Source organism: Streptomyces luomodiensis (assembly GCF_031679605.1).
In the GTDB taxonomy this organism is placed as follows: Bacteria; Actinomycetota; Actinomycetes; order Streptomycetales; family Streptomycetaceae; genus Streptomyces; species Streptomyces luomodiensis.
Window position 1 is genome coordinate 2,534,239 of sequence record NZ_CP117522.1, and the last position, 20,464, is coordinate 2,554,702.

A 20,464-nucleotide genomic window follows, 5' to 3' on the forward strand; every position below is an offset into this window, starting at 1 on the left:
CGTACGGGTGAACGCGGACGCGGAACGGCCGCCGCCCCGGACCCGCGGTTCGCGGGTGGGACGGCGGCCGTCGCGCGGAGCGTGCCGTGGGCTCAGGCGCCCATCATGTGCACACCGCCGTCGACGTGCACGATCTCGCCCGTGGTGCGCGGGAACCAGTCGGACAGCAGGGCGACGACGCCGCGGCCGGCCGGCTCCGGGTCGGTCAGGTCCCAGCCGATCGGGGCCCGGTGGTTCCACACGTCCGCCAGATCCTCGAAGCCGGGGATGGACTTCGCGGCCATGGACTTGATGGGCCCGGCGGAGATCAGGTTGCAGCGCACGTTCTTCTCGCCGAGGTCGCGGGCGAGGTAGCGGTTGGTGGACTCCAGCGCGGCCTTGGCCACACCCATCCAGTCGTACTTCGGCCAGGCGAACTGGGCGTCGAAGGTCAGCCCGACGATCGAGCCGCCGCGCGGCATCACCGGCAGGCACGCCATGGTGAGCGCCTTGAGGGAGTAGGCGGAGACGTGCACGGCGGTGCCGACGTCCTCCCAGCTGCCCTCGAGGAAGTTGAACGCGCCCTGCGGGCCGAAGGCGATGGAGTGCACCACGCCGTCGAGGTCGACACCCTCGCCCAGGTGCTCGCGCACCTTGTCGGCCAGGCCGTCCAGCTGCTCCTGGTTCTGCACGTCCAGTTCGATGACCGGGGCGGGCTTGGGCAGCCGCTTGGCGATCCGCTCGACGAGGGAGACCCGGCCGAAGCCGGTGAGGATGACCTCGGCGCCCTCCTCCTGGGCGAGCTTGGCGGCGTGGAAGGCGATGGACGACTCGGTGATGACGCCCGTGACCAGGATGCGCTTACCGGCGAGAATTCCACTCATGACGTTCAGTGACCCATGCCCAATCCGCCGTCGACAGGGATGACGGCTCCAGTGATGTACGCGGCCTCGTCGGAGGCCAGGAAGCGGACCGAGGCGGCGATCTCCTCGGGCTGCGCGTAACGCGCGAGCGGTACCTGCTTCACGATGTTCTCGCGCTGCTCGTCGCTGAGCGCGCGCGTCATGTCCGTGTCGACGAAACCGGGCGCGACCACGTTGACGGTGATGTTGCGCGAGCCCAGCTCACGGGCGAGGGAGCGGGCGAAACCGACCAGGCCCGCCTTGGACGCGGCGTAGTTCACCTGACCGGCCGACCCCATCAGCCCGACGACCGACGAGATCAGCACCACACGTCCCTTACGGGCCCGCAGCATCCCCCGGTTGGCCCGCTTGACCACGCGGAACGTGCCGGTGAGGTTGGTCTCGAGGACGGTGGCGAAGTCCTCCTCGGTCATCCGCATCAGCAGCTGGTCGCGGGTGACCCCGGCGTTGGCCACCAGGACCTCCACCGCGCCGTGCTTCTCCTCGATCTCCTTGTACGCCTGCTCCACCTGCTCCGGCTCGGTGATGTCGCACTTGACCGCGAGGAAGCCGGCCGGCGGCTCACCGGACCGGTAGGTGATGGCGACCTTGTCGCCAGCGTCGGCGAAGGCGCGGGCGATGGCGAGGCCGATGCCGCGGTTGCCTCCGGTGACGAGAACCGAGCGGCTCAAGGGACCACCTTCTCTTGTCGATCTTTTGTCGATCTTGCCGATCTTGTCGATGTCGTGGCGCACGTCACAGTGCGTGCCGACGACCCCTACCCTCGCAAACTATCGGTCCGAGGCCCCCGAGGAGGAATCGGGCACCCACAGGGGCGTGTGGCACTCCCTGTCGAGTTCCTACAGAAATCCGGTGCGCCGACCAGGCTGGCCGGGCTGGTCACGGAGCTCGGCCGCGGTCCCGACACCGCCAGGACCACGCTCACCTGCGGTCAGCGGTCCTCGGGATAGGTCCGCAGGTCCGTGGTCGCGAGAGTCCAGTCGCCGATGGTCACCTCGTCACCGAAGGCGTAATCGCTGCGCGTGCGGTAACGGGGGCCCTCGCCGCCGAGCCCCGGTCCCGGATCGGACAGGGCCGCGATCGTGCCCTTCCGTGGGTCGACGAGGAGATAGAGCGGGATGCCCATCGCCGGGTAGTCGTGCATCTTCTCGACGTAGTCGGTGGAGTGGTTCGACGGCGAGACGATCTCGGCGACCAGAGCGACATCGCGAGGGTGGAACGGTGCCATCGTGTTCTCGGCGAACACGGCGTCAGGAACCACGATCAAATCGGGGCGCCGGAGCTTCCCGAGGGAGGCGTCTTCCACCTCACCGCCCGTGTGGGCGACCAGGAAAGGCGGGATCTGTCGGTCGAGCTGCTGGCGGATACGCAGGGCGATGAACTCGTGCGGCCGCGGGGGAGACATCATCATGACGATCTCGTCGCCGCTGATCTCGTAGCCCCGGAACGGGTCCGGGGCGTGCTCGGCGAGCCGCTCCGCGATCTCCCGTAGACGTGCGTACTCCACGGCCGACGCTCCTTCACCACGGCGGGCCTGCTCCTCTGTGTCCCCATCATCGCGCACCGTCGGCTCCGGTGTCTCCCGTGACCTGCTGCGATCGGCACCCCTCGGGAGCCAGGGCGTACTCGCACCACACCGTCTTACCGACACCCCGCTCCGCCACCCCCCACTTCGACGCGAGCGCGTCCACGAGCAGCAGCCCGCGCCCGCACTCCGCCTCGTCCTGGCACTCCCGGAGCACAGGCCGCCGTTCGTCACGGGCGTCGGACACCTCGATACGGGCCGAGACGGGACGCGGACGCCCGTCTCCACCCGGCGGCGGCTGCACGCTGAGCCGCAGGTGGAAGTTCCGGCCGGGCACATGCCCATGGCTCACGGCGTTCGCCGCGAGTTCACCCGCGATCAGGGCCAGGCCCTGCGAGGCGTCGCTGTCCCGGGGGATGCCCCACTCCTCCAGTCTGCGGACGACGAGGCGCCGGGCGAGCCGGGCACCGTGCCGGGAAGAGGTGAAGAACATCTCGAACGTACCGCTAGGGGGATTTTCGCCATTCACGTCACCGAGCGTGGCGAAGCGTGCCTAGCCTGGCCAGACGGGCGGCGGGTACGCAGGGTCGCGGTACGGGCACTTCGGGTGGCCGTACGGGGGCCATGCCGTGACGCCGAGGGGCGGCGGGGCGTTCTCGCGCAAGGAGGTGGGCGGGCGCATGGCAGGTGACATCGTCAAGTGCATCGGCAGGCAGGTGAAGCTCTTCCGCGAACGGGCGGGGCTCACACAGGCGCAGCTGGGGGAGGCGATCGGGTACAGCGAGGAGCAGGTCTCCTCGGTCGAGCAGGGACGCCGGGTGCCACAGCCGGATTTCCTGGACGCGGCGGACGAGGCGCTGGAGGCCTTCGGGGTGCTGCGGGCGGCCAAGGAGGAAGTGGCCAACGTACAGCTCCCGGCGTTCTTCCGGGGCGCGGCACGGCTGGAGGCGCAGGCGGTCGAGTTCCACGCATATGAGAACCAGGTGATCAACGGGTTGCTCCAGACCGCTGATTACGCCCGCGCCGTCTTCACCATGCAACGCCCCATGCTGGACGAGGAAACCATCGAGCAACGGGTCACCGCCCGGTTGGCCCGGCAGGAACTCCTCACGCGACAGCCCCCGCCCGTCATGAGCTTCGTGACCGAAGAGGCGGTGTTGTTCCGGCCGTGCGGCGGAACATCCGTGCTGCGCGCGCAGTTGGAACACCTGCTCCATATCGGCCAGATGCGTAACGTAGAGCTTCAAGTCATGCCGACGCGGCTGGAAGAACATGCCGGAGCGGGCGGCCCCTTCGCCTTGCTGGAACCCAAGGGGCGCCAGATGATGGCCTACGCAGAGGTCCAGGACATCAGCAGGTTGCTGACGGACCGCAAAGCGGTCCGCACGCTCGAACAGCGCTACGGGATCATCAGGGCCCAGGCTCTCCCGCCACGGGAGTCGCTGGAGTTCATCGAGAAGCTGCGGGGAGAAACGTGACCAACAAGCAGGCCGAGCTGTCGTGGTTCAAGAGCAGCTACAGCAGCGGCGAGGGCGGCATGTGCGTCGAGGTGGCCGCCACGCCCGGCACCGTCCACGTACGCGACTCCAAGAACCGCCACGGATCACAACTCGCCTTCCCCATACGCCAGTGGGACGCCTTCATCGGCGGCCTCCGCGCCCGGGAGTTCGAGGCGTAGGCGGCGCACCGCACGGCGCCCCACTCGCGGCACGGAGTGGGGCGCCGTCATCTCCACCCCGTTCACCCGCGGCTTGCGGGTGACAAAGGCTGCTGCTCGAGGAAGGCGCGCATCGCGTCGGCGACCGTGTCGAGGTGGCTTTCGAGGAGGAAGTGCCCTCCGCCCGGCACCAGCCGGATCTGGGCGTTGTCGAGGTCCCTCGCGAAGGCCCGCGCTCCGTCGGGACCGAAGATCTTGTCTTCCGCGCCCCAGATGGCCAGCAGCGGTACCTGGGTGGCACGGAAGTACGCGTGGAGCTGGGGATAGAGGGGCGGGTTGGTGGCGTAATCACGGAAGAGGTCGAGTTGGATCCGGTCGACGCCGGGGCGCGAGATCTCACGGTGGTCGGCAGCCCAGGTGTCCGGGTCGATCAGTTCTGGTTCGGCGACACCGTGCAGGTACTGCCAGCGAATGGCTTCCTCGCTCAGGGCCGTACGCAGCGCGGCTTCCGTCGATGGGCTCGGCGACTGCGCGTAGGCCCAGATGGGGGCCCAGAAGTCGGCGACGAATCCCTCGTCGTAGGCGTTGCCGTTCTGCGTGACGATCGCGGTGATGGCGTGAGGGTGTCGCAGTGCCAGGCGCCACCCGATGGGAGCGCCGTAATCCTGCACATAAAGCGCGTACCGCTCCAGGCGCAGTTCGGTGAGGAGTGCGTCGGTCACGTCGGTGAGAGCGTCGAAGCTGTAGGCGAACTCGTCGGCCGGAGGCGTGGCGGACTGCCCGAACCCCAGATGGTCGGGGGCGATGACGTGGAATCGGTCGGCCAGTGCGGGAATCAGCTGCCGGAACATGCGTGAGCTCGTGGGATATCCGTGCAGCAGGACGATGACGGGAGCGTCGGCGGGGCCGGCTTCCCGATAGAACACGCGATGTCCGAGCACGGAGGTGTAGCGGTGTCGCACCTCAGCCATGAGTAACCCCTTTAGTACCTCGATGCGGTTAGGCCGGTCCTCATAGGCTGACCCTGAACGTGTAACCTGTCAAGCGCGGCAAGCTGGTTACAGACGGAGGAAGGGTCGGATGCCCAGCGAGGATGCGCTGCTCGAAGCGCTCAACAGCACCCCCGTGGTGGACGGGGTTCCGCGCGACCTGTGGCTGGAGGACCCCGCACTGCGCCAGTGGGCGGCACGGCACGGCGGTGACGGCGGGCCCGCGGAGCGGGAGTGGCTCAGGAAGACCCGTGACGTCCTGCAGACGGTGGTGCGCGGTGAGGACGGACCGGAGGTCCTGGCCCCGTTCATCGCAGGCGCCCGCAAGGTGCCCCGAGTGAGCGGGGACGGCCTGGAGTGGATTCTGGAGGTCGAGGCGGAGCGACGGCTGGCCGTCGGGCTGATCCTCGCCTGGGCCCGCATCCAGGAGGACTCGCCGGGCAGGCTGCGACCGTGCGCGAACAGCGACTGTCACCTGTTTCTAGTCGACCACAGCCGTGCCAACACCGCGCGGTGGTGCTCGATGAAAACCTGCGGCAACCGGCTCAAGGCCCGTCGGCACCACGAGCGGCAGCGTCGGGCCGGGAGGGAGACCGCGCCCGGTGGCACCGGAGCGAGGGCGGACCAACCCTCCTGACCAACCTCTTCGGCGGCCTGGACACCGCGCGGTGACGGTCATCGCGCAGAGCGGTGTGGCGGTCACCGGCAGTGTCGGTCACCCGTGCGAAGATAACCCTCATGTTTGGGGGAGGGAACGGTCGGCCGCCCGGTCGGAGCGGCCGTCAGACGCTGGCTGACCTGGTACGACAAGAGGCCGCCGCGCGCATGCCGGAGCGCGAGAAGTGGGCGGCGCTGCGTAAGCGGCGGCTGTACTTCCAGCGTCCCGAGAACCCGGGCTTCCTGGTCTCGGAAACCGCCGAAGGCGGCCCACTCGTGCCGGTCTTCACCTCGCTCCAAGGGCTCGCGCTGTTCGCGGGGGCGTGCGGCTGGGCGTCCACCACGGCAGAGGACCTGGTGGACCTGCTGCCCGAAGGCGTACGGGCGTTGGTGGACCCGCTGGGTGAGCACCCCTTCCTGCTGGACGCGCGGACGCTGCGCGACGCGGAGGGGCAGGGCGCGGAGGAGCAGGGCGCGGAGGGGCAGGGCGCGGAGGGGCACGAGGAGGGGGCTGACGGTGGCTGATCCCGATGCGCGGAATGTGAACCGCGCTCCCAGCGAGGGCGGCGAGGACGGCAAATACGGCGGCAATGAGGGCGCCGACGGCTACAAGATCGAGATCGAGTCGGTGAAGGGGCTGATCAGCCCGCTGGAGGAGTCGGTCATCGGCGCGCGGGCGGTGAAGAACGGCCAGGAGAAGCTGACGACGTACCTCCAGCACTGCGGCGCGCCCGAACTCCTGGAGTCGGGCAAGGGGTTCATCAAGGCGTGGGGCTTCGGCATGGGCGAGCTGGCCGACCACGCGGATGTGGTGGTGGAGCGGCTGTACGAGGCGGTGGCCGGGTACATGCTGGCGGAGCTGCTCCAGATCAAGAACTTCTGGCCCTCGGACGAAAACATGGCCAAGCTGCCGAACGGCGCGGCGGGCAAGTGGTCGTGGGACAACGTGGGCGCGCCGGAGATGGAGAAGCGCCCGGAGGACACGGGATTGTCGAAGCTGTCGCGCAAGTGGCTGCGTGAGTACGAGGACGAGAGCTGATGGGCGATCCGGACGCGGGGCGGGCCCCGCAGATACGGATACCGGCGGGCGCCGAGCCCAAGGACCTGATCCCCGGCGATCCGGACCAGATCGACGACCTGGTGCTGGAGCTGCGCGCGTACGCGGGCGCCTTCCAGGACGGCAAGGACAAGCTGCGGCCGCTGGAGCTGGCGGACTGGTCGGGCAAGGGCGCCAGCGAGTTCCGCAAGTCGGTCGACCGGCTGCCCAAGGAGCTGACCTCGGGCCACGACCAGTTCACGCATGCGGCGAGCGCGCTGGCGGCGTACGCGACCAAGCTGCGCTCGGTGCAGAAGAGCTGTGAGCTGATCATCGAGGACGCGGAAGCGGCGCGGTCGGCGTCCGCGTCGCACAACAAGAAGGTCGAGGCGTACAACGACGCGGTCTCGCGCGGCGACGATGAGTTGCCGGAGAAGCCTTCGGAGACCGATCCGGGCATCGCCGCGATGGACGAGTGTGTCGGTCGGCTGGACAAGCTGATCGAGGAGTTGCAGCTGGTCGTCGACGCGTCGAAGAAGAAGATCGACACGGCGGCGGAGAAGGCCCCCGACAAGCCGAGCAACTGGCAGAAGGTCGGGGACGGCTTCAAGGACGGGTTATGGAAGGTCCACCACGGCATCCTGGGCATGGCCGAGCTCCCCGCCTCGCTCCTCAAGGGCGACGTCAACGACTTCGCGATGCAGCTGGCCGGCATGGTGGACGGCGCGGCGTACGCGGCCCAGCACCCCAAGGAGTTCGCGAAGGCGGTCACCAACTGGGACATGTGGTCCAAGGACCCGCTGCGCGCGGCGGGCGAGATCACCCCGTCGCTGCTGCTCGCCCTGGCCACGGGCGGTGCGAGCGCGCTGCGCAAGGAGCTCCAGACGGGCAAGACCGCCGCCCAGCGGCTGGCGGCCCGTAAGCAGGCGCTGGGCCGGGACGGCGAGGCGTCCGGCCGGGCGGACAGCGAGGGCAGCCACGACCGGCACACGCGCGAGCGGGACTGCGAGACCGACCCGGTCGACGTCGCGACCGGCGAGATGGTCATGCCGGCCACGGACGTGTCCCTGCCCGGCGCGCTCCCCCTGGTCCTGGAGCGCACCTTCGTCTCCGGGCACACCTGCGGCGGCTGGTTCGGCCGCACCTGGGCGGCCACGCTCGACCAGCGGCTGGAGCTGGACGCGGACGGGATCGTGTTCGTCACGGCCGACGGCATGGTGCTGCGCTACGGGGTCCCGACACCCGGCCAGGACACGTACCCGGTGCGGGGCCCGCGCTGGCCGCTGCGCTGGGACGGCACGGCGGGCGGCACGATGCGGGTCGAGATACCCGAGCAGGCCCGCACACTGCACTTCGACCCGCTGGGCGGCCTGGGTGGCAACGAGCTCCCCTTGACGCTGGTCGAGGACCGCAACGGCCGCTCGATCACCTTCACCTACGACGAGGACGGCACCCCGCGCGAGGTGACGCACTCCGGCGGATACCGCATCGCGATCGACACCGACCCGGAGCTGATGCGCGTCACCGGGCTGCGGCTGCTGGGCGTCGGCGACGCCGAGGGAGGGACCACGCTGGTCTCCTTCGGCTACAACGGCGCGGGCGATCTGACCGAGGTCCACAACTCCGCCGCCGAGCCGATGCGGTTCACCTACGACGACCAGCACCGCATCACCTCGTGGACCGACCGCAACGGCACCAGCTTCGGCTACGTCTACGACCACCGGGGCCGCGTGCTGCGCACCATCGGCTCGGACGACATGATGACCGGCCGCTTCCACTACGACGAGGCGTCCCGTACCACCGTCTACACCGACTCGCTCGGCCACCGCATCACCTACGTCTTCGACGAGGCGTACCGGACGGTGGCCCGCACCGACGCCCTGGGCCACACCACCCACACCCAGTGGCTCCCGGGGCCGCGCCGCCTGCCGCTGTCGGTGACCGATCCCCTGGGCCACACCACGCGCTACGCGTACGACGACTCCGGCCACCTGATACGCGTGGACCGCCCGGACGGCACGACGGCCACGGCCACCTACGACACGTACGGCCAGCCGCTGGAGATCCGGGAACCGGACGGCGCGGTGTGGCGCCACGCGTACGACGACCGGGGCAACCGCATCCGCACGACGGACCCGACGGGCGCGGAGACGCACTACGCGTACGACGCGTCGGGAAACCTGACGTCGGTCACGGACGCGCTGGGCAACACCACCCAGGTCGTCTGCAACGAGGCGGGCCTGCCGGTGAAGATCACCGACGCACTGGGCAACACCACCACCGTCCGCCGGGGCACCCACGGCCGCATCACCCGCGTCACCGACCCCCTGGGCCACATCACCCGCCAGGGCTGGACGATCGAGGGCAAGCCGGCGTGGCGCACCCGCCCGGACGGCAGCCGCGAGATGTGGACCTGGGACGCCGAGGGCAACCTCCTCGAACACACCGACCCGGCGGGCAACACCACCCGCCACACCCACACCCACTTCGACCTCCCGGCGACCCGGACGGAACCGGACGGGGCGAGGTACGCCTTCGAGTACGACACACAGCTGCGCCTGACGACGGTGACGAACCCGCAGGGCCGGACGTGGACATACACGTACGACGGCACGGGCCAGGTCGTCTCGGAAACGGACTTCAACGGCCGCACACTCACCTACGAACACGACGCGGCAGGCCGCCTGATCTCCCGGACCAACGGCGCGGGCGAAACCCTGTCCTACACACGCGACGCACTGGGCCGCACGATCGCCACCCGCACGGCGGACGGGACGGAGACGACGTTCGCGTACGACGCGGCGGGCCGCCTGACCCGGGCGACGAACCCGGACACGGAGCTGAGCCGCACGTATGACGCGCAGGGCCGGGTCCTGACGGAAACGGTGGACGGCCGGACGACGACGTACGAGTACGACGCGACGGGCAACCGCACCCAGCGGATCACCCCCAGCGGCCTGCACTCGGAATGGACGTATGACGCGGCAGGCCGCCCGACAAGGCTCACCACGGCGGACAACGCGCTCCACTTCACTTACGACGCGGCGGGCCGCGAAACATCGCGGACCTTCGGCGACGACGTATCGCTGACCCAGACCTGGGACGCCCTGGACCGCCTGACAACACAGTCCCTCACCCACGCTTCCGGCGCGGAGCGGCTATTGCAACACCGGGCGTACGCCTACCGCCCGGACGACCACCTCACCGAAATCCGCGAGCTGACCTCCGGCACCCGCCGCTTCGACCTGGACCCGGTCGGCCGCGTGAGGGCAGTCCACGCCCACGGCTGGACCGAGACCTACGCCTACGACCCGGCAGGCAACCTCACCCACGCCACGGCCCCGGGCCACGAGGCGCCCGGCGACCGCGAGTTCACCGGCACGGTGATCCACCGAGCGGGCCGCACGACGTACGAACACGACACCCAGGGCCGCCTCACCCGCCGCACCCGCAAACTCCTCAACGGCCAGACCCGCACCTGGACCTACACCTGGAACGCGGAAGACCGCCTCACCGACGCGACAACCCCCGACGGCGAGCACTGGCACTACACCTACGACCCCCTGGGCCGCCGCACCACAAAACAACGCCTGACCGAGGACGGCACGGTCGCCGACCGAATCGATTTCACCTGGGACGGCACAAGGCTGGCCGAACAAACCACGCCGACGGGCTTGACCACAACGTGGGACTACGTCCCGAACACCCACCGCCCCATAACCCAAACCGAGCACCACACACCGCATGAACCGACGGAGGAGTCCTCACCAATCCTCCGCCGCCTGACCGATAAAACCCCCCAGTCGGAATACGACGCCCGCTTCCACGCGATCGTCACCGACCTGGTCGGCACCCCCACCGAACTGGTCACCCCCGACGGCACCCTCGCCTGGCAACACCGCACCACCCTCTGGGGCACCCCCCTCCCCGCCCCACCCGGCTCAGCCGACTGCCCCTTGCGCTTCCCCGGCCAATACGCCGACCCCGAAACCGGCCTCCACTACAACTACTTCCGCCACTACGACCCCGAAACCGCCCGCTACACCGCACCAGATCCTCTGGGCCTAGAGCCTGCTCCCAACCACCACAGCTACGTGCGCAACCCTCACCACTGGACAGACCCTCTTGGGCTCAACGCTTGCGAAGATGCAAGTAAGATCGATGTTGACAACCTCAAGATGACACGCACAGTGGAACGCCACCTTGACGACCTCCATGAGATAAAGAACGACAAAGATGGCGGTAGGGCATTCGTCCGCTCTCGCCCGTTCACAGATTCAACCCTGGCGGTGCGGGAAGTGATGGAGGGAAGCAAACCCTATGCCGATCCGCGTGGCACTGAAGGAGCGGTCCGATGGGACACTCCCGGTAGCTTCCACGGCCGAGAGGGAAAATGGGAACTGGTGGTTGACACGAACACCAACACCATTCTGCATTTCAACTTCACGAGAGAGTGATGATAATCAAGGCGCTACGGCAACCTTCCAACTCCCTTCCGGGTGAACTTCTGTACAGCCGGTCAGAATATGGCTTCCGTTTCCAGACCGCAGATGCGAAAGATCTCGTGACGAGCGAGGGCAGCATGGGATTTGCCAGCGTGTCGATTGACACCCTTCAAATCGAGGTCAGTGTGCAAACGGGCCGAGCCCTCTACGTATGGGGATACGAGCCCTACACTGGCTGGCGCAACGAAAAGTTCAATGAGCCCGAGGCGCAACCTGGGATGGTCATCCTACAGCCAAACGAGCCATTCGAAGAGGGCATCTCTCTGTCAATCCCAGCTCAGCACTGGGGTAGAAGATATGACCAGTCCACTGGCTGGTTCGCGACAAGTCCAGGTGATCGCGATAATGCCGAGTGGCATGTTGAGATTGCCAAAGGAATTGTGTTGGGTGGATCGGCACGCGGAATTCAGTCAATCTATCTAAGGCCAACTTTCGAGGACTAACCCGGCAATGTTGGCCGGTGCACCCCGGTAACCGCCGTCCGCGACTGCCCGGCGACCGCCACCTCACCGGCTAAATTCACCACCGCGCCGACCGCACCACCTACGAATACCCCAGCCAAGCTACCTCGTCCGCCGCGCCTGCAGCCGGGGCCCTGTGAGGCACTCCTCCAGTCTGCGGACCACGAGGCACCGGGCGAGCCGGGCACCGCGCCGGGAAGAGGTGAAGAACATCTCGAACGTACCGCCAGGGGGATTTTCGCCATTCACGTCACCGAGCGTGGCGAAGCGTGCCTAGCCTGGCCAGACGGGCGGCGGGTACGCAGGGTCGCGGGGACGCCGGGTGCCACAGCCGGATTTCCTGGCAACAGCGGACGAATCGCTGGAGGCGTTCGGGGTGCTGCAGGCGACCAAGGAGGAAGTGGCCAACGTACAGCTCCTGGCCTTCTTCCGGGGCGCGGCACGGCTGGAGGCACAGGCGACCGAGTTCCACGGGTACGACAGCCAGGTCGTCAACGGGTTGCTGCAAACGCAGGACTACGCTCGTGACATCTACCGCATGCGCCGCCCAGTTCTGGACGAAGAGACCATCGAGCAGCGGGTTTCCGCGCGTCTCGCCCGCCAAGAGCTTTTCGCCCATCGGCCCGCGCCCACCATGAGCTTCGTGACGGAGGAGACCGTGCTGCGGCGCCCGCTCGGTGGCGAGGAGATCCTCCGGGGCGAGTTGGAACATCTGCTGTCCATCGGCCAGATGCGAAACGTGGAACTCCAGGTGATGCCCACCAACCGGAGAGACCACGCCGGGCTGGGCGGCCCATTCGCTCTCCTTGAGCCCAAAGGACGACAGCCCGTGGCCTACTCAGAAGTACAGGGACGAGGCACGCTGGTAACCGATCGCAAAGCCGTCCGGGAGCTTGAGCAGCGGTACGGGATCATCCGCGCGCAAGCTCTCACTCCACAGGAATAGTCACTGGACTTCATCGAGAAACTGCGGGAAGAAACGTGAACAACAAGCAGGCTGGAAGCAACACACCTGAACTCTCATGGTTGAAGAGCAGCTACAGCGACAACGAAGGCGGCATGTGCGTCGAGGTGGCCGCCACCGCCGACACCGTCCACGTACGGGATTCCAACAGCCGCCACGGATCTCAACTCGCCTTCTCCATACCCCAGTGGGACGCGTTCATCAGCGACCTCCGGGCCGAGGAGTTCGGCGCATAACCCTCATTGGGCGGTAGGCGGCGTGGTCTTCCGCGTCGCCGTCTCGCGTCTTCGACACCACTCAGCAGCGGGGCAGGAAGAGCCGGGCGGAGGCCACATTACCGACCGCCAGGCCGCTGGAGCGGACCACCGGTTGCGGCTCAGCTCTGCGGAGCCCCGCACCGACCCGGAGTGTCTGGGCAGAACCTGATGAGTGCAACCTTGGACCGCTCAAAGGGGCGTTGAGGTGGTCCAACGCCGCACTCGATGAGCAGTACCCCCACTGAACTGAGGAACGCGACGGACCGGTGCCCACGCCCCGCGGCCGACACTCAAAGCCCGCCGGGCGCCCCCGGCCGGACAGCACCCGCGAGACTCGGCCGCCTGACATCACAGGCCCTCACCCACACCTCCTCCGGCGGAACCGCCGGAGCATTGCTCCAACACCGGACATACGCCTACCGCCCGGACGACCACCTCACCGAAATCCGCGAGCTGACCTCCGGCACCCGCCACTTCGACCTGGACCCGGTCGGCCGTGTGACGGCGGTTCACGCACACGGCTGCACCGAGACCTACGCCTACGACCCGTCGGGCAACCTCACCCATGCCACAGCCCCCGCCCACGAAGCGGTGTCCGGCAACCGCGAATTCACCGGCACGATAATCCACCACGCCGGCTGCACCACCTACGAACACGACTCCCAGGGCCGCGTCACCCGCCGCACCCGCAAACTCCTCAACGGCCAGACCCGCACCTGGACCTACACCTGGAACCCCGAAGACCGCCTCACCGACGCAACCACCCCCGACGGCGACCACTGGCACTACACCTACGACCCCCTGGGCCGCCGCACCACAAAACAACGCCTGACCGAGGACGGCACGGTCGCCGACCGAATCGACTTCACCTGGGACGGCACAAGGCTGGCGGAGCAGACGAGGCCCGAGGGCGCGACGCTGACTTGGGACTACGCCCCAGAAACCCACCGCCCCATAACCCAAACCGAGCACCACACACCGCATGAACCGACGGAGGAGTCCTCACCAATCCTCCGCCGCCTGACCGATAAAGCCCCCCAGTCGGAATACGACGCCCGCTTCCACGCCATCATCACCGACCTCGTCGGTACCCCCACCGAACTGGTCACCCTAGACGGCACCCTCGCCTGGCAACACCGCACCACCCTCTGGGGCACCCCCTCCCCTCCCCACCCGGCTCAGCCGACCGCCCCTTGCGCTTCGGGCCAATACGCCGACCTCGAAACCGGCCTCCAGGACAACCACTTCCGCCACTACGACCCGGAAACCGCCCGCTACACCTCGCCAGATCCGCTGGGCCTGGACCCCGCCCCCAATGCGGTGACGTACGTGCATCACCCCTACACGTGGAACGATCGCCTAGGGTTGGCAGGCTGCGGTGGTCGCGAGAACCGCCGATAACGGCAAGGGAAGCGTCTGGCAGGCTCCTGGCGCCAAGGGTAACGCTGACATGATTCGAGTGATGAACCCGACCGATAGGTACCCGGACGGGTATGTGCGTTTCTATAATGCGCATGGGCAGCCGATAGGCATGAATGGGAAGCCTGGCTCGAAAGCCGAGACGCACATTCCCATGAATCCCGACGGTACGTATCCGCTTCCAGCAGGATGGTAGGCATGGACCTGAAGCTCCGAGGCCAATCAGTCACACGCGTCTGTTTCGATGCGGCTCTCACGCTTCTCACCAACGAGGATTACGAGGTTCGTGTGGAGACAGATGCAAGCATCCAGGCGCCCGGTGGGGATCTGGTGCTGTTTGATCCGGAATCCCCAGGTCCTGCTGCCGTCCAATTGGTGAACCTCGTACAGGATGCTGTTGCTTCGGCTGAGGTAGGAAGCGCTGGGGATCTGCTTATCTCGTTCGAGAGCGGTGCGAAATTGACTGTGCCTCCGAATTCCGACTACGAGGCTTGGGGACTTGTGGGGCCGAACGGGAGTCGAGTGACATGCATACCGGGCGGCGAGATCGCACGATGGAGCGAACAGTAGTGTCCTGACCTGACCGGGAAGGTTTGCCGGGTTGCGCCGGTGGCAGGTCGTTGACGGGAGGGTGTATTCCCAACCGGGCTGCCAGTGAGCCGGGGCTTGGACGAGATCTTCGAGGTGGGCGCCGGTAAGCAAGCAGTCCAGGGCCCATCGATTGGCCGAGTGGGCGATCAGCAAAACGCGGCTGCCATCCCACTGGGTGGCCAGATCGGTGAGGAAGTCGTCTGTGGCGGCCAGAACATCGCGGTAGCTCTGGCCGCCGGGGAAGGGCTCGTCGATGTGGCGGCCTCGCAGCGAGGCGAGAACTGCCTGCGGGCAGCCGTTGAGGCGCCCGTAGTTGCATTCACGCAGGCGGGGATCCTGGTGGATCGGCAGCGTGGTGCCCGTGAAAGCGATCCGCGCGGTGGCCACGGCGCGGTACAGGTTGGAGGTGAACACCGCCGCGATGCCGTCGTCACGCCGACGGTCGCCGAGGTGCCGGGCCTGGCGGTAGCCGGTCGGTGAGAGGGCGCCCGGTAGCCAGCCGGCGGCAATTCCGGCCTCATTGTCAGTGGTCGTGGCATGGGTCTCGTAGACCAGCTGGATCGCCATGTTTACCCCCGTTCATGGTCAGGCCGCCATCGTCGCCCGGCGATAGCACACCGAGCTGGTGCTGCCCCGGCGCAAGATCTGGTGGAGCGTCTGCCCCTCCTAGTCGGTCAGTCTGCGCACTCGCACAGGCTCAGCCACCAAACCTCCAGTGGCCGGAGACCGTAACTCCCCGTCCAGCCGCCCCAACCACCAATCCGGCCGACCTATCCAGTCAGCGGACTAGGGCATTTTCGCCATTCACGTAACTGAACATGGCGAACTATGCCTAGTCTGACTAGACAGGCAGCGGGTACGCAGGGCCGCCGTACGGGTACGGACAGTGCCCGCACGGGAGGACTCGGTGCTGTAGGACCCCGGCGACGGTCATCACGGAGCGGGCACGCGCTGAATAGCCAACGAGCAGAAAGCGACCTGGAGGCATCATCAGGTGGGCATATTTCAGCTAGATAAGTTCTATCACCAGCTATTTTCCGCCTTGGACGCTTTGACCTGGCAACCCGACAAACAGCTGGATTACACACACCGACTGAGTGTAGGCATTGATGAGCTCGCGCTGGATTTCGACGACATATACCGCCTCGCCCAGGGAAAGGCCCAAGAAGGCCTTGTACCCGCCGCCATACTAGATGCAATCGACCCGATTGATGCACATCTGAAAATAATGACCGAGGTTGGACCTGGAGCGTGGACTGAATCAGCACTCCGGAACACCAGGGAGTGGCATGATTTGCGGGACCTCGCACAGTCAGCCAAGTCGAGACTACTCACGGAGCAGCACCAAGTCGGCATTGGGGATGTACGACAAAGAGACGCTAACGGGAACAATTAGGTCATGAGAGACACACTCATCCTCTTCACGCAGTCAGAGCACTACGGTGAACTGGTCGCTCGCATTAATAACTTTCCAAAAGGCGCAAGCGGGAAACACTTCCAGCACTATTCGTACGCTGATTGCACATTCGGTATCGACGACAGCGAGGATGTACTTAGCGACTATGACGACGAGGGGCTTGAATACATTACGGAATCGATTGGAACATTCGGCGTCAGGCAATCTACGCTCTCCATGGTTTTCCGGAACCGAAAGACCAGCGCTGACGATTTCGGTCTGAGTTCACGGCCCGACGCCTCATACTACGACTGGCAAGTCGGCGCGCCAGGTTTCAAACATGAGGTCCGGCGCCTGCAGCAAAAACAGCGCTCCGTGCCGTGCAGCCATGGTTCACTGCCGACGGACACAAGCCAACCGGGCGTACATCGATGGACGTGAGTCGCCCGCGCCGCCCGCCGGGTCGGCGCATCCTGGAACAGCGACTTTTCGGGACAACTCAGTCACCTCCCAGTATCCACCTCGTGTGGGACGGCACCCGCCTCCCAGACCACTGGAGTTAACGTGCAGCAGCAGGAAATCCAGAAACTTCTTGACCTGCTTGCCCTAAATGGACACATAGATGATCTAGTTCGTGCCGCACAGTCGGCGAGCCATGGCCAGATCGACGAGGTCGTTTATCTCTGTCCGGAGAGCGCGATCTCAGCTCTAGAGAAGTTCCTCGCGGGCGGCATCTCGACACAGGAGCTGATCGACTGGGCGGAGGTTGTTCATTCTTTGGACGCCATTGGCGTAGCTGAAGAGCATGACGATTTGCTACTCCAGTTCCTTTTTGAAATCTCCACTCCAGAGCTAATTTACGACATCAACACGGAGGTCTGTAACCGGTGGATCAGTAGGCTACGGCAAGCGATTTCATGACCCGAAAGGCCGCTGCCGACAAGAGCGGTTGCCGCTGCAACGCCCGTGCGTGTCGCTGCCAGGGTGCCTCGAGTCCGTCGGGGCGCGGGAAATACCGCGTCCCAAACCGTAGCGGCACGGTTCACTGTCGACGGATGCAGACCGCAGCCGCAGTAGACCACTGAGCAAGGGGACGTCTGTGCCGCACGAGATCGACGCAGCCTTCCTCTCTCTAACCCTCAGGTCGCCGACACGGCGATCGCCGACCGCACCTGGGACTACGTTGCCTGATCAAGGCATTGGAGAAGATGTGAAGACCGGAGTTCAGGCGCTTGCCGATGCGCTGGGATCAGGAAAGATGTACGGCGTCGGACCCGGCAGCCTCATGGCCGATTTCGATGAGGCGATCAATCTGGAATTCATAGATGTGGTGCACGAGTATAAAGGATCCAAGCTTCTGCGGCGGGATTACGGAGTCGCAGAGGCTACGTTCAGTGATCCATCGGAATGGACCTGCAGGTGGCTGACGATTCAAGTTCACAGGCTTTCAAGATCTCCAGAGCTCATTGAGGAGTTGTGCGCATCCGCGAAAGTGACATTCGATCCGTACACCCGGTGGGAAGATGTCAGACAGGAGCTGGGACATCTATTCCCGAAGGTCGAGGTGCGCCGCGGAGAGCACCTCGGAGAGTATCAGGAGCACCGCATAGAAGAATCCATTGCGGCTATTCAGGTGATCACGGATCCAGATTCCGTGCGGAATAACTTTCCGGGGGCAGGAGATATCTGGAGCGTCGAACTGTCGGCTTTCCATCGCTCCGGCTCTTTCATGTGATCACATGAAAGAGCCGGAGCGGATGATCAATGAGGTTGCTCAAGGGCTACGCGGCATGGACGAAGCCGTTAGCTGGTTCCATTCGCTGGACCGGGACGAGCAGAGAGCGGTGCTGCAGGAGGTGGTTCGTTACGCGATGCAGGCGCACGTAACGGCAGAGGATGGACGAAATGGCCTGGCGCGGTCAGGGTTAAAGTCGACGATGACTCCTGCCGTCTTGATCGCGCGAGAACCAGTTCTTGAGCAGATGGGGAAGATCATCAACCTTCCCCCTAGCGAGTATCCGCGGTCCTTCCGCGTCTTGCTTTCGACGTTCGCAGTAGCCGACACTCGGCGAAGAGAAACAGAGTGTCGCGGCGCCTGCATTCACTATTGGCATAACCTATGAGCGCCACAAGGACGCGTACGGTGCGCCTTTTGGCGGATTACGAGTGCTATCCCGTGTGGACGATCACTGAACAGGGACTGGATAACGTAGCGCCCGACTCGCTTCCTCTCAGCAGGCAGCTCATAGAGGATCTGGATCGTTGGGGAGACGAGTACGAAGCGACGTACAACCGGGATGACCCGGCGATCTCCGGATTCCGTTCGGAAGAGGCGGAGCGAAGCTTCGTTGAGCGGGGCCATACGTTGGCTCGCCGTCTGCGCGATGAGCTCGACGAGACCTGGCGCGTCTCCTACTTCGATCAGTCGACAGCCTCACACATCGAGATCGAATGACCCCATATCGCCGACCTGTGCGCCGGGCCGGCGCTAGCGGCGGCTGTACTTCCAGCGCCCGGAGAACCCGGGCTTCCTGGTCCCGGAGACCGCCGAAGGCGGCCCACGCTGCCGGTCTTCACCTCGCTCCAAGGGCTCGCGCAGTCCGCGGAGGCGTGCGGCTGGGCGTCCACCACGGTCGAGGACCTGGTGGACCTGCCGCCCGAGGACGTACGGGCGTTGGTGGACCCGCTGGGTCCCTTGAGGCATGGCCGCCGCCGGACGACATGCGCGGACGGATCGAGCAGCAGGACCCTCGGTCTGGTGGCGGGTTCCGAATGTTCCTCACCTACCTCGACCCCGCCCACAGCCCTGGCAAGACGTCAGCGGCGACGGATGTCGTCAACGTCGAGTTCACCGGCTGGCTCAGATCGACGCGTCGTCTCCAGCCTCGGCACCGGCTCCCGCCCCGGCTTCCAGCGCGGCGACCAGCCGGTCCAGGGCGGGCAGGGCCTGGTCCAAGGCCAGCCGGTCGGCCTCGGGCAGTTCCTCGACGACCCGGGTGAGGGCGGCCGTGCTGGCGCGGTCGTAGCGCTCCAGCAGCTGGAGGGCATCCGCCGAGGCGGTGAGGACCACGGTCCGGTGGTCGTGCTCGGGGCGGATCCGGTCCACCAGCCGCGCGGCGGACATCGTCCGGACGAGGTTGCTGACGGTGGAGGGCGCCACCCGCAGGCGGTTGGCCGCCGCGCCGGGGCTGAGGCCGTCGGGGGCGGAGGACAGCGCCCGTAGCAGCTCGATCTGGGCCTCGGGCAGGTCCGGCAGCCCCTCGGCGTTGCGGGTGGCGCGCAGCACGGCGCGCCGCAGCGGGCCCAGCAGGCCGCCCAGTCCGGCGGCCACCCGGGTCGCTCCGGCCACTCCCCGGCCGCCGGGCGCACCGCCGTCGCCCTTCCCGCCACCGCTCGCTGCTCTGTCCGTGTTGCGCATGCCCCCCATTGTGGGCCCACGGGCACTTAGTTTTGTGACAAACATGTTTTGTGGCACAATGAATCCAGGGCGCGGAACCGGACCGGCCTGAACCACACGCCCGCCGGCCCTCGCCCACCGCACAGCAAGGAGCACCACCATGAGCACCGCGTACGCCACACCGACCACCGTCGAGAACCCCGTCCCGCCGCAGGACCTGTCCGGCATCGCCGGGCACCGGTTCATCTACACCTACGCCAACGGCTGGCAGTACGAGATGTACGTGAAGAACGCCACGACCATCGACTACCGGATCCACACCGGCATGGTCGGCGGCCGCTGGGTGAAGGACCAGGAAGTCGACCTGGTGCAACTCGCCGACGACGCCTACAAGATCTCCTGGAACGAGCCGACCGGCACCTCGGTGGTCGTCAACGTGCTGCCCGGCCGGCGGGTCCTGCACGGCACCATCTTCTTCCCGCAGTGGATCGAGCAGGAGGGCAGCAAGACCGTGCTCTACCAGAACGAGCACCTGGAGGAGATGCGCGCCTACCGGGACGCCGGCCCCACCTACCCGATCTATGTCGTCCCGGAGTTCGCCCGCATCACCCTGTTCGAGCACGTGGGCGAGAACGACGAGAATGTCATCGCGGTGGGTCCCGAGGAACTGCCCGCGGGCTTCGCCGACCGCGTCAACTGAGGACGGCG

The 20,464-nt window shown here is 66.4% G+C and carries 22 protein-coding genes and 1 pseudogene; 16 read left to right on the top strand and 7 right to left on the bottom strand.

The features are described 5' to 3' along the window. Nucleotides 1-92: 92 nt before the first annotated feature. From fabI to PS467_RS10850, 4 genes are all read right to left on the bottom strand, one after another. Nucleotides 93-863, bottom strand: coding sequence for an enoyl-ACP reductase FabI (gene fabI, locus PS467_RS10835; protein ID WP_311035085.1), 771 nt, complete (start codon nt 861-863; stop codon nt 93-95). A 5-nt stretch (nt 864-868) separates the two neighbouring features. Further along, entirely contained in the window at nt 869-1,573 is a 705-nt protein-coding gene (gene fabG / locus PS467_RS10840) for a 3-oxoacyl-[acyl-carrier-protein] reductase (protein ID WP_268971229.1), read from the bottom strand. Between the two features lie 260 nt (nt 1,574-1,833). Next, nucleotides 1,834-2,409, bottom strand: coding sequence for a Uma2 family endonuclease (locus tag PS467_RS10845; RefSeq protein ID WP_311035086.1), 576 nt, complete (start codon nt 2,407-2,409; stop codon nt 1,834-1,836). 46 nt (nt 2,410-2,455) lie between these two features. Beyond that, on the bottom strand, nt 2,456-2,920 hold the full coding sequence (locus PS467_RS10850) for an ATP-binding protein (RefSeq protein WP_311035087.1): 465 nt from the start codon (nt 2,918-2,920) through the stop codon (nt 2,456-2,458). A gap of 187 nt (nt 2,921-3,107) precedes the next feature. Between PS467_RS10850 and PS467_RS10855 the strand changes: the two genes are divergently transcribed. Beyond that, on the top strand, nt 3,108-3,905 hold the full coding sequence (locus tag PS467_RS10855; RefSeq protein ID WP_311035088.1) for a helix-turn-helix domain-containing protein: 798 nt from the start codon (nt 3,108-3,110) through the stop codon (nt 3,903-3,905). Further along, nucleotides 3,902-4,105, top strand: a complete 204-nt coding sequence (locus PS467_RS10860) for a DUF397 domain-containing protein (RefSeq protein WP_311035089.1) — start codon at nt 3,902-3,904, stop codon at nt 4,103-4,105. Before PS467_RS10855 ends, PS467_RS10860 begins: the two co-directional genes overlap by 4 nt. A gap of 62 nt (nt 4,106-4,167) precedes the next feature. Here PS467_RS10860 and PS467_RS10865 read toward each other — a convergent pair whose 3' ends face one another. After that, entirely contained in the window at nt 4,168-5,055 is an 888-nt protein-coding gene (locus PS467_RS10865) for an alpha/beta fold hydrolase (protein WP_311035090.1), read from the bottom strand. A gap of 109 nt (nt 5,056-5,164) precedes the next feature. Here PS467_RS10865 and PS467_RS10870 point away from each other — a divergent pair, with 109 nt between their 5' ends. From PS467_RS10870 to PS467_RS42095, 8 genes are all read left to right on the top strand, one after another. Continuing rightward, nucleotides 5,165-5,710 (top strand): CGNR zinc finger domain-containing protein, encoded by a 546-nt coding sequence (locus PS467_RS10870; protein ID WP_311035091.1) that lies wholly within the window; start codon nt 5,165-5,167, stop codon nt 5,708-5,710. Nucleotides 5,711-5,898: 188 nt separating this feature from the next. Next, complete coding sequence (locus tag PS467_RS10875; protein ID WP_311035092.1) at nt 5,899-6,255, top strand: SseB family protein; 357 nt, start codon at nt 5,899-5,901, stop codon at nt 6,253-6,255. Next, entirely contained in the window at nt 6,248-6,769 is a 522-nt protein-coding gene (locus PS467_RS10880; protein ID WP_268971233.1) for a hypothetical protein, read from the top strand. The genes PS467_RS10875 and PS467_RS10880 overlap by 8 nt, the downstream gene beginning before the upstream one ends. Further along, on the top strand, nt 6,769-11,223 hold the full coding sequence (locus PS467_RS10885) for a putative T7SS-secreted protein (RefSeq protein ID WP_311035093.1): 4,455 nt from the start codon (nt 6,769-6,771) through the stop codon (nt 11,221-11,223). The genes PS467_RS10880 and PS467_RS10885 overlap by 1 nt, the downstream gene beginning before the upstream one ends. Before the next feature lie 831 nt (nt 11,224-12,054). Continuing rightward, nucleotides 12,055-12,678 carry a DUF5753 domain-containing protein gene (locus PS467_RS10890; protein WP_311035094.1) on the top strand — a complete coding sequence of 208 codons (624 nt, stop codon included), beginning with the start codon at nt 12,055-12,057 and terminating at the stop codon, nt 12,676-12,678. Between the two features lie 80 nt (nt 12,679-12,758). Next, nucleotides 12,759-12,932, top strand: coding sequence for a DUF397 domain-containing protein (locus tag PS467_RS10895; protein ID WP_311035095.1), 174 nt, complete (start codon nt 12,759-12,761; stop codon nt 12,930-12,932). A gap of 414 nt (nt 12,933-13,346) precedes the next feature. Next, nucleotides 13,347-14,354, top strand: a complete 1,008-nt coding sequence (locus PS467_RS10900; RefSeq protein ID WP_311035096.1) for an RHS repeat-associated core domain-containing protein — start codon at nt 13,347-13,349, stop codon at nt 14,352-14,354. A gap of 216 nt (nt 14,355-14,570) precedes the next feature. Further along, on the top strand, nt 14,571-14,942 hold the full coding sequence (locus PS467_RS42095; protein WP_432280731.1) for a DUF6188 family protein: 372 nt from the start codon (nt 14,571-14,573) through the stop codon (nt 14,940-14,942). Nucleotides 14,943-15,056: 114 nt separating this feature from the next. Here the strand turns inward: PS467_RS42095 and PS467_RS42100 are convergent. Continuing rightward, nucleotides 15,057-15,530, bottom strand: a pseudogene (locus tag PS467_RS42100) (histidine phosphatase family protein); the annotation flags it as partial. An 832-nt stretch (nt 15,531-16,362) separates the two neighbouring features. Here PS467_RS42100 and PS467_RS10910 point away from each other — a divergent pair. The 5 genes from PS467_RS10910 (at nt 16,363) to PS467_RS10930 (ending at nt 18,814) form a co-directional block, all read left to right on the top strand. Continuing rightward, nucleotides 16,363-16,800, top strand: a complete 438-nt coding sequence (locus PS467_RS10910; RefSeq protein ID WP_311035098.1) for a hypothetical protein — start codon at nt 16,363-16,365, stop codon at nt 16,798-16,800. Between the two features lie 123 nt (nt 16,801-16,923). After that, complete coding sequence (locus PS467_RS10915) at nt 16,924-17,280, top strand: hypothetical protein (RefSeq protein ID WP_311035099.1); 357 nt, start codon at nt 16,924-16,926, stop codon at nt 17,278-17,280. A 178-nt stretch (nt 17,281-17,458) separates the two neighbouring features. After that, nucleotides 17,459-18,094, top strand: coding sequence for a hypothetical protein (locus tag PS467_RS10920; protein ID WP_311035100.1), 636 nt, complete (start codon nt 17,459-17,461; stop codon nt 18,092-18,094). A gap of 4 nt (nt 18,095-18,098) precedes the next feature. Further along, the gene (locus PS467_RS10925; RefSeq protein WP_311035101.1) at nt 18,099-18,482 is read left to right on the top strand and encodes a DUF5958 family protein; all 384 of its coding nucleotides are present in this window, start codon (nt 18,099-18,101) and stop codon (nt 18,480-18,482) included. Between the two features lie 29 nt (nt 18,483-18,511). Continuing rightward, nucleotides 18,512-18,814 carry an immunity protein CdiI family protein gene (locus tag PS467_RS10930; protein WP_311035102.1) on the top strand — a complete coding sequence of 101 codons (303 nt, stop codon included), beginning with the start codon at nt 18,512-18,514 and terminating at the stop codon, nt 18,812-18,814. Between the two features lie 405 nt (nt 18,815-19,219). Here the strand turns inward: PS467_RS10930 and PS467_RS10935 are convergent, their stop codons facing one another. After that, on the bottom strand, nt 19,220-19,777 hold the full coding sequence (locus PS467_RS10935) for a MarR family winged helix-turn-helix transcriptional regulator (protein ID WP_311035103.1): 558 nt from the start codon (nt 19,775-19,777) through the stop codon (nt 19,220-19,222). A 139-nt stretch (nt 19,778-19,916) separates the two neighbouring features. On the opposite strand from PS467_RS10935, the gene PS467_RS10940 reads away from it, so the two are divergent. Beyond that, on the top strand, nt 19,917-20,456 hold the full coding sequence (locus tag PS467_RS10940) for a phenolic acid decarboxylase (RefSeq protein ID WP_311035104.1): 540 nt from the start codon (nt 19,917-19,919) through the stop codon (nt 20,454-20,456). Nucleotides 20,457-20,464: the final 8 nt, after the last annotated feature.

Bases quoted from the DNA above. Each gene is read 5' to 3' on its own strand.
- PS467_RS10850 (WP_311035087.1), bottom strand. From the start codon at position 2,920: ATGTTCTTCACCTCTTCCCGGCACGGTGCCCGGCTCGCCCGGCGCCTC.
- PS467_RS10935 (WP_311035103.1), bottom strand. From the start codon at position 19,777: ATGCGCAACACGGACAGAGCAGCGAGCGGTGGCGGGAAGGGCGACGGC.
- PS467_RS10855 (WP_311035088.1), top strand. From the start codon at position 3,108: ATGGCAGGTGACATCGTCAAGTGCATCGGCAGGCAGGTGAAGCTCTTC.
- PS467_RS10885 (WP_311035093.1), top strand. From the start codon at position 6,769: ATGGGCGATCCGGACGCGGGGCGGGCCCCGCAGATACGGATACCGGCG.
- PS467_RS10875 (WP_311035092.1), top strand. From the start codon at position 5,899: ATGCCGGAGCGCGAGAAGTGGGCGGCGCTGCGTAAGCGGCGGCTGTAC.
- PS467_RS10910 (WP_311035098.1), top strand. From the start codon at position 16,363: ATGAGAGACACACTCATCCTCTTCACGCAGTCAGAGCACTACGGTGAA.
- fabI (WP_311035085.1), bottom strand. From the start codon at position 863: ATGAGTGGAATTCTCGCCGGTAAGCGCATCCTGGTCACGGGCGTCATC.
- PS467_RS10870 (WP_311035091.1), top strand. From the start codon at position 5,165: ATGCCCAGCGAGGATGCGCTGCTCGAAGCGCTCAACAGCACCCCCGTG.
- PS467_RS10865 (WP_311035090.1), bottom strand. From the start codon at position 5,055: ATGGCTGAGGTGCGACACCGCTACACCTCCGTGCTCGGACATCGCGTG.
- PS467_RS10940 (WP_311035104.1), top strand. From the start codon at position 19,917: ATGAGCACCGCGTACGCCACACCGACCACCGTCGAGAACCCCGTCCCG.
- PS467_RS42095 (WP_432280731.1), top strand. From the start codon at position 14,571: ATGGACCTGAAGCTCCGAGGCCAATCAGTCACACGCGTCTGTTTCGAT.
- PS467_RS10925 (WP_311035101.1), top strand. From the start codon at position 18,099: ATGAAAGAGCCGGAGCGGATGATCAATGAGGTTGCTCAAGGGCTACGC.